Here is an 8,504-nt window from a genome sequence, read left to right on the forward strand (position 1 = left end):
AAAGATAAAAAATAATTATATTTATTTAAAATTATTTAGCAATTCCTCTCGAAATTACAATTTTTTGAATTTCTGATGTTCCTTCGTAAATCTGAGTAATTTTTGCATCGCGCATCATACGTTCTACATGATACTCGCGAACATAACCATTTCCTCCATGAATTTGAACGGCTTCTGAAGCAACTTCGTTCGCTGTTTTAGAAGCAAATAGTTTTGCCATTGCACCAGAAATAGAAATGTCTTTTCCCTCATCTTTCTCAACCGCAGCTTTAAAACATAACATACGAGCAGCTGTAATATTAGTTGCCATATCTGCTAATTTGAATGCAACAGCTTGGTGATTGATGATTTCTGTTTTGAAGGCTTTACGAATTTTTGCATAATCTAACGCTAATTCATAAGCACCTTGTGCAATTCCTAAAGCTTGAGAAGCGATACCAATACGTCCTCCGTTTAAGACATTCATTGCGAAAGCAAATCCAAATCCGTCTTCACCAATACGGTTTTCTTTTGGCACTTTAACATCATTAAAGAACAATGAATGTGTGTCAGAACCACGGATTCCCATTTTTTGTTCTTTTGGTCCAATTTCGAAACCTGCCCATCCTTTTTCTACGATGAAAGCATTGATTCCTTTGTGACCTTTTTCTGGATCAGTTTGAGCGATTACTAAATAAGTAGAAGCTGTTCCACCATTCGTAATCCAGTTTTTTGTACCATTTAATAAATAGTAATCTCCCATATCTACCGCAGTAGTTTTTTGAGAAGTCGCATCAGAACCAGCATCTGGTTCAGATAAACAAAATGCTCCAATCACTTGACCAGAAGCTAATGGTACTAAATATTTTTGTTTTTGATCTTCGTTACAATATTTTTCCATACCAGCACAAACCAAAGAGTTGTTAACTGACATGACAACAGCAGCAGAAGCATCAACTTTAGCGATTTCTTCCATTGCAATGACATAAGAAACGCTATCTAAACCAGATCCTCCGTATTTTGGGTCAACCATCATACCTAAGAATCCAAGTTCTCCCATTTTTTTTACTGCATCAGTTGGGAAAGTAGATGTTTCGTCGCGTTCGATAACTCCTGGTAATAATTCGGCTTTAGCGAAATCACGAGCAGCTTCTTGAATCATTAATTGTTCTTCCGATAATTGAAAATTCATGTGATTATATTATTTATGGTTTTTATTATTTTATGATTATGACTTTAAATTTTTATTCAAATTTTAGAGAAAAAACAAATGCTCTGGTTGATAATGAATTCAAACTTCCTGTCCAATAAGGATCTGTAGAAGGTTTATCAGGAACAATTTCATTATTAAAGAAGAACATACCTTTTAGGGCTGGTGTAAGTTTAAATCGTTTGAAATAAATTTCAACACCAATTTCTGCTTGCCAGTTAAAGTTATTCGTTGTTGTTCTGAAAACTCCAGTAGCGTTATCGTCTTCTTTATTTTCGTTCGATTGTAAATTCATTAGATAACCCAAACCTCCTTGAATGTATGGACGTGTATTGAACCAACGATCTCCGTGAAAGTTAAGTAACAACGGAATTTCGATATAAGTAGATTTTACTTCGCGTGTTATTTTAGAAGGGTCTTCTATTGTTTCACCTGTAGCAGGATCCAAGTAGTTATTGAAATGTAAAATACGTTGTGCAAAATGCAATCCTGGTTCAGACTTTAAGTCGATGTAATCATTCACACGCATTTTAGCGATTAATCCAACAGAGAAACCAGCTTTACTTTCTTGATCTAAATAAACTAAACCATGCTCGTTTACACCATCATCTTTCGGTGTTTGAGGAGCTCCAGGGACAGGGTTAGTTTGTGCTTTAGGAACAATCTTGTAACTCATCATATTAGTTCCCAAGAAATATCCAAAACTAAATTTTTTCTGATCAGTTTCAGTTCTGTTTTCGCTTCTGTCATTATTAGGGCGAAACTGTGCATTTGCAATGCTAGCAACAGTTAACGATAATGCGATGATTAGATTTTTTCTCATAGACTTTCAACGAATAACAAGCAAATTTATTTTATACTTTTATAAATGCTTGCAATACCAAAAGTAAGTTTTTTATCAATAGGTTGTGTAAATTTTACACTTTTCAGAATGTTTTTCATTTCTTCTCCATGTGGAAAAGCACGAACTGAATCTGGTAAATAGGTATAAGCACTTTGATCTTTCGAAACCATTTTACCAATTGCAGGTAAAATATTTTTAGAATAAAACGTGTACAATTGTTTCATAGGGAAAGCCGTTGGATAAGAGAATTCTAAAATAACGAAAGTTCCTCCAGGTCTTAAAACACGGTTGATTTCTGCTAAACCTTTCTCTAAGTTTTCAAAATTACGAACACCAAAAGAAACGGTTACACAGTCAAAAGTGTTATCAGGAAAAGGTAAATTTTCCGAATCACCTTGTACCATTTCGATACGATTTTCTAATCCAGCTTCTTTTACTTTTTTGCGACCAACTTCCAACATTCCGTTAGATAAATCTAATCCAGTAATTTTTGCATCAGTATTTTTACCCATCATAATCGCCAAATCTCCTGTTCCAGTCGCGATATCTAAAATCGTTTTTGGTTGAGAAGCTTTTACCATTTTGATAACATCTTTTCGCCATTGAATGTCGATTCCCATTGATAAAACACGGTTTAATAAATCGTATTTTGGCGAAATATTATCGAACATTTGCTCGACTTGTTTCTTTTTATTTAGATCTGATGCTTCGTAAGGAGTTACTGCATCGTGTTGATGATTTGCCATTTTGTAAAGTTATAAAATCTAAATCTTATTCGTAATTCTCGAAATAAAATTGTTTAAAATCTTCTTTGTTAAATATTTTCGATAAATCAGTTGCTTTCTCGCTTCCGCCACTTTTTATGAACATTTTAGGATAATCCTGATCAATGTTATAGTAAAAGTTTTCGATGTATAATTGAGAAGATTTTTCGATAATTCCGTGATAAACCTTGTTATCTATTGCAATATTGTTTGATAAAAAGATAGAATCTTTGTTTTTTCTAACACCATAAGGTCGTGTAAATGTATAATATTCTTGATGCGTTGGATTTATAAAACCATTTGCTCTCGTAATATCTACAACTGTATCTACATTTTTGTTATTAAAACTATAAACGATATGCGCTTTTCCTTTTTTCAAGTCTACTCTTGCATTTTGTTGCGGTGCAATTGTAAAATCTTTATCGTTAATTTTGATTGTCAAGGTTTTGTTTGATGGATTGTCAATCACATACCCATCTTTTTTGCTCAAAAAAGTGTTATAAACAACAACGATCAAAGCAGCTAATCCACAGACGATTAAAAGACCAATTAATGAAGGATTTTTTTTCATGCTGCTAAATTAATTATACTTTATTAATTTCGGCATGAGTTATTACATATTTTTCATGACTATTTTAATGAAATGTGTAACTTTGTCGCTATTATTTTTTTATTAAAATTGAACAATATTAATATGATAAACTCTGTAATTACAGGTTCTGGACACTATTTACCAAATAGAATTGTTACGAACGAAGATTTTGTTAACCACGAATTTTATGACGAAAGTGGAAATCGTTTGGATAAAACTGGTGAAGAAATTACGCGTAAATTTGAGGAAATTACAGAAATCAGAGAAAGAAGATATGTAGAAGATGATTTATTAAATTCTGATATCGCAACTTTTGCTGCTAAAAAAGCAATTGAAGAATCTGGCGTTAATCCAGAAGAATTAGATTATATAATCGTTGGGCACAATTTTGGAGATATTGATCCTGTTGGTCATCAAATTGATATTATGCCGTCAATTTCGGCAAAAGTAAAACACAATTTAGGAATCAAAAACCTAAAATGTAAACCTTATGATATGACATTTGGTTGTCCAGGTTGGATAGAATCATTGATTTTAGGACATCAATTTATTCAAGCAAATATTGCAAAGAAAGTTTTGGTAATCGGTTCTGATACGTTATCTCGTGCTGTAGATCCGCATGATCGTTCTGCGATGATTTTTGCAGATGGAGCAGGAGCAGTTGTTTTGGAAGCGAAAGAAGCTGATTATAAATATGGAATCATCAATCACGAAACGTTAAGTTATACAGGTGATGAATTGGCTTACTTGACAAATGGACGTTCTGCAAATCCAGATTATAAAGGTTCAATCAAAACAATTAATATGAAAGGTCGTAAAGTTTACGAATTCGTATTAAAAAATGTTCCACCAGCAATTAAAGAATTGTTAGATGAAACAAATTTATCAATTACCGATATTGATAAAATTTTATTGCACCAAGCAAATGCAAAAATGGATCATGCAATGATAGAGCGTTTATACAAATTATATGGTGTAGCTGTACCAGAAAAAATTGATCCAATGACGGTTCAATTCTTAGGAAATACATCTGTAGCAACGGTTCCTACAATGTTTGATTTAATAAAAAAAGGAGAATTAGCTCCTCATCAATTTCACGCAAATGATATAATTATTTTAGCTTCTGTTGGAGCTGCAATGAATGTTAATGCAGTGATTTATCAATTCGAAAAATAAAAACAAAAAACACATATACTATTGTGAATACATTCGGAAGACTATTTAAAATTTCAACTTTTGGCGAAAGTCATGGTGTAGCGATTGGAGGTGTAATTGATGGCGTTCCAAGTGGAATCGAATTAGATTTTGATTGGATACAAGCGCAATTAGATCGTCGTAAACCAGGACAATCTGCAATTGTGACACAACGAAAAGAACCAGATACAGTACAATTTCTTTCAGGTATTTTTGAAGGAAAAACAACAGGTGCTTCTATCGGGTTTATTATTCCGAATGATAATCAAAAATCTCACGATTACGATCATATAAAAGACGTTTTTCGTCCTTCTCATGCCGATTTTACATACGAAACCAAATATGGTGTTCGCGATCATAGAGGTGGAGGAAGAACTTCTGCGCGAGAAACGGCTAATTGGGTTGTTGGTGGTGCTGTTGCAAAACATGTGATTCCAAATATCAATATTACAGCTTATGTAAGCGGAGTAGGTGAGTTGAAGTTGGATAATGATTATTCTACATTAGATTTTTCTAAAATTGAAGAAACGGCAGTTCGTTGTCCAGATCTAGAAATGGCAGAAAAAATGATTAATCGTATCAAAGAAATTCGCAAAGAAGGTGATACAATTGGAGGTGAAGTAACTTGTGTTATTCAAAATGTGCCAGTTGGTTTAGGTGAACCAATTTTTGATAAATTGCATGCACGTTTAGGACAGGCGATGATGTCGATAAATGCCGTAAAAGGTTTTGAATACGGCGAAGGTTTTGCTTCTACATCGATGAAAGGTTCAGAAATGAATGATCAATTCAACCAAGATGGAACAACAAGAACCAATTATTCTGGAGGAATACAAGGTGGAGTTTCAAATGGAATGGATATTTATTTTAAAGTTGCTTTCAAGCCAGTTGCGACATTAATGCAAGAACAAACAACGTTGAATGCAGATGGCAAAATGGTAGAAATGCATGGAAAAGGTCGTCACGATCCTTGTGTTGTTCCAAGAGCCGTTCCTATTGTAGAAAGTTTAGCTGCGATGGTTTTGGCTGATATGTTGCTGATACAACGAACAAGAAATATATAAACAAAAAACTCCAACCTTTAAAGTTGGAGTTTTTTGTTATTGTCATTCTGAATGCAGTGTTAACGAAATGAAGAATCTGAGATTTTTCGACAAGCTCGAAAAGACAAGTATTTTTTGTTCTTAATAATTCTTAACCAAAATCCTTCATTTCTTTTCGATAAGTTTCTCCAATTGGTAAAATTTTCTGATTGAGATAAACAGAATTTCCATCAATAGAAGTTAAAAAATCAAGATTGATGATATACGAACGATGAATTCTTTTGAAATGATTTGGTAATTTTTCTTCGAAAGATTTCATAGTTTCTAAGACTAATATTTTTTCAGTTTTGGTATGAATTCGAATATAATCTTTCAAACCTTCAATGTAAATTAAATCTGAAAAATTAATTTTTACTTGCTTTCCATCTGCTTTTACAAACAAATAAGTCGACTGATTTTTAGTTGATGTCGTTTGAAAAAAATCAACATATTTTTTTATAGAGGCATCAAAACGTTCTTTCGTAATAGGTTTCAATAAATAATCAACCACATGAAAATTAAAACTTTCTAAAGCATAATCTTGATAAGCTGTTGTGACAATGAATTTCTGAGAATGATCAAGGATTTTCATCAACTGAATTCCAGTCAATTCGGGCATTTGAATATCTGTGAAAATAAGATCAACTTTATTATTTTTGAGAAAATCAATTGCTTCAAAAACTTCAGTTGTTGCAAGTGAAACAATTAAATTTTCATTTTCAGAAGCATGTTTTTTCAATAATTCAACAGCTAAAGGTTCATCGTCTAAAATAATACACTTAATTTTCGTCATTTAATGGAATTTTTAAGTAAATATGAAAGGTTTCATAATCGTTTTTAATTTCGAAAGTATAATTATTTCCGAAATAATAATTCAATCTTTTTTTCAAATTCGTTAATCCAATTCCTGAAGTTTCATCTTTTTGATGTTGATTAATTTTATTTGAAACGGAAATCTCAAGGTATTCAGAATTAGTTTTTAAATTGATTTTAATTGGATGATTAATGTCTTTTACAACACCATGTTTTATTGCATTTTCGATTAAAGGCGAAATAATATATGGATGAATTAATTTTTTAGAATTCTCAATCAAAAATTCTTTTTCGACATAAAATTTTTCTCCATAACGAATCTGCTCCAAATCTAAATATTGATTGATGTAATCAATTTCTCGTTCAATTTCTATTTTATCTTTATTGGTTTCGTAGGTTGTAAAACGCATAATTGCACTCAAATTTTCGATTGCTTTTAACGAATGAGGAGAATTTACACTCACCAAACTATAAATATTATTGAGTGTATTAAACAAAAAATGAGGATTTATTTGAGATTTTAAAAAAATAATTTCAGCTTCTTTTTTCTCTTTTTCAATGATGTTATTTTGTTTTAGTGTATGGATTGAATGAAATGTCATCCATAAAAAAAGTGACGAAAAAACGATAAAAGAACCATAATGTAAATTGTCGTAAATGTAAAAACTAATCGTTGTTCCTTCAAAATAATTGACTTTATGGAACAAAAAATCTGTAATAATTTGCTCAATAAAATAACGAACAATAATGAATGTTGTAAAGGAACATACTATAGAGAATAATATCGATTTCCAATTTATTTTTTTAAGAAAATAGGGGGCAATAAAAAAATAGATAATAAAAATTGTAATTAACTGAACAATATACATTGTTGATGCAAATAATGTAATTGATTTAAAAAATGAATTTCCGTTAGTTAGATTAACTAATCCAATTGTTATGTAATCAAACAGAATGTAAATAACCCAAAAACCTAAAAGTATAAATACGCTTTTTTGATTTGAGAAGCTTAAATTTTTTTTATCATCTTCCATTGTTTTTGTTTTTTGTAAAATTAGATTCTTTTCTACATAAAAGTGAAGTGATTCGTCGATTATTCAAATGGGTTAGTCGATAAATAAAAGTCAATTTTTTCAGAATCATAGAAATTTGAATCATAATTAAAAATTAACTCAAATGAAAAACTTATTTATTGCAATTGCTACATTTATTGGTACTATGAATTTATCTGCTCAAACAAAATATCAATTTCAAACAAAATTTGATGATGCTATTCCAGTTCTTAATATGGGAACTTTTCACATGGGATATACTCCAGATGCAAGTACGACTGAATTTGATGAGAATAACCAAGATAATGTTCGTCAAATACATGAAATAGCAAAGCAGATTGCGGCTTTTAAACCTACAATTATTTTAGTTGAACAAAATCCTTCTCGCAATAAAGTGTTGAATAAACTTTTTCAAGATTATTTACTTAATCCTAAAATGAAGTTTGAAAATCCAAACGAAGTTGAGTTATTGGCTTATGAAGTTGGGAGACTAAGCGGATCGAAGAAAATTTACGGAATTAATTATCAAGAAGATTATCTTTATATGCTTGGTGATTTGTTGAAAGAGCAAGATGATTCGATTACATTCAAAAGATACATTGAAATGTTCCGAAATAATGAATCGAAAAATGGAGTAACAAAAAAAGATGTAAAATTAAAAGAGTTATTGCAGTACTATAATCAACCAGAATTTTTAGATTTTTCTGTTGCAGTTAATGCGGATATGTTAACGACGGTTTCATACAAAAAATATCCAGTAGGAGCAGAGCAAGCGGCGAAATATTATCATAGAAATTTAGCTATGTTCTCAAATATGAACAATGTGCCGATTACAAAAGACGATCGTATTTTTGTATTAATGGGTGCTACGCATACGGCTTTCTTCAAAGATTTCTTACGACGTTCGCCAAAGTTTAAAGAAGTAAATACGTTAGATTATCTAAAATAAAAGCATAAAAAAACCTCGCAATTGC

9 protein-coding genes are annotated in these 8,504 nt (G+C 31.2%); 3 read left to right on the top strand and 6 right to left on the bottom strand.

What is annotated here, in order from left to right; genetic code table 11:
* Positions 1 to 31: 31 nt before the first annotated feature.
* The 4 genes from B3I31_RS04310 to B3I31_RS04325 are packed head-to-tail and all read right to left on the bottom strand — an operon-like array spanning position 32 to position 3,368.
* On the bottom strand, positions 32 to 1,171 hold the full coding sequence (locus B3I31_RS04310) for an acyl-CoA dehydrogenase family protein (protein ID WP_219033597.1): 1,140 nt from the start codon (positions 1,169 to 1,171) through the stop codon (positions 32 to 34).
* A gap of 52 nt (positions 1,172 to 1,223) precedes the next feature.
* Positions 1,224 to 2,012, bottom strand: coding sequence for a porin family protein (locus tag B3I31_RS04315; RefSeq protein WP_291058934.1), 789 nt, complete (start codon positions 2,010 to 2,012; stop codon positions 1,224 to 1,226).
* A gap of 26 nt (positions 2,013 to 2,038) precedes the next feature.
* Positions 2,039 to 2,779 carry a bifunctional demethylmenaquinone methyltransferase/2-methoxy-6-polyprenyl-1,4-benzoquinol methylase UbiE gene (gene ubiE, locus B3I31_RS04320; protein WP_038334486.1) on the bottom strand — a complete coding sequence of 247 codons (741 nt, stop codon included), beginning with the start codon at positions 2,777 to 2,779 and terminating at the stop codon, positions 2,039 to 2,041.
* Between the two features lie 25 nt (positions 2,780 to 2,804).
* Positions 2,805 to 3,368: a hypothetical protein gene (locus tag B3I31_RS04325; RefSeq protein WP_180904965.1), complete on the bottom strand. Its 564-nt coding sequence runs from the start codon at positions 3,366 to 3,368 to the stop codon at positions 2,805 to 2,807.
* 123 nt (positions 3,369 to 3,491) lie between these two features.
* Between B3I31_RS04325 and B3I31_RS04330 the strand changes: the two genes are divergently transcribed.
* Positions 3,492 to 4,565: a 3-oxoacyl-ACP synthase III family protein gene (locus B3I31_RS04330; protein WP_291048680.1), complete on the top strand. Its 1,074-nt coding sequence runs from the start codon at positions 3,492 to 3,494 to the stop codon at positions 4,563 to 4,565.
* Positions 4,566 to 4,588: 23 nt separating this feature from the next.
* Entirely contained in the window at positions 4,589 to 5,647 is a 1,059-nt protein-coding gene (gene aroC, locus B3I31_RS04335) for a chorismate synthase (RefSeq protein WP_115001405.1), read from the top strand.
* A 130-nt stretch (positions 5,648 to 5,777) separates the two neighbouring features.
* Here aroC and B3I31_RS04340 read toward each other — a convergent pair whose 3' ends face one another.
* Positions 5,778 to 6,458 (bottom strand): LytR/AlgR family response regulator transcription factor, encoded by a 681-nt coding sequence (locus B3I31_RS04340; protein ID WP_219033596.1) that lies wholly within the window; start codon positions 6,456 to 6,458, stop codon positions 5,778 to 5,780.
* The gene (locus B3I31_RS04345; RefSeq protein WP_291051155.1) at positions 6,445 to 7,185 is read right to left on the bottom strand and encodes a sensor histidine kinase; all 741 of its coding nucleotides are present in this window, start codon (positions 7,183 to 7,185) and stop codon (positions 6,445 to 6,447) included. The genes B3I31_RS04340 and B3I31_RS04345 overlap by 14 nt, the downstream gene beginning before the upstream one ends.
* A 469-nt stretch (positions 7,186 to 7,654) precedes the next feature.
* Here B3I31_RS04345 and B3I31_RS04350 point away from each other — a divergent pair, with 469 nt between their 5' ends.
* Positions 7,655 to 8,479: a DUF5694 domain-containing protein gene (locus B3I31_RS04350; protein WP_280038012.1), complete on the top strand. Its 825-nt coding sequence runs from the start codon at positions 7,655 to 7,657 to the stop codon at positions 8,477 to 8,479.
* Positions 8,480 to 8,504 lie beyond the last annotated feature (25 nt).

This window comes from Empedobacter sp. UBA3475, assembly GCF_002378465.1.
In the GTDB taxonomy this organism is placed as follows: Bacteria; Bacteroidota; Bacteroidia; order Flavobacteriales; family Weeksellaceae; genus Empedobacter; species Empedobacter falsenii_B.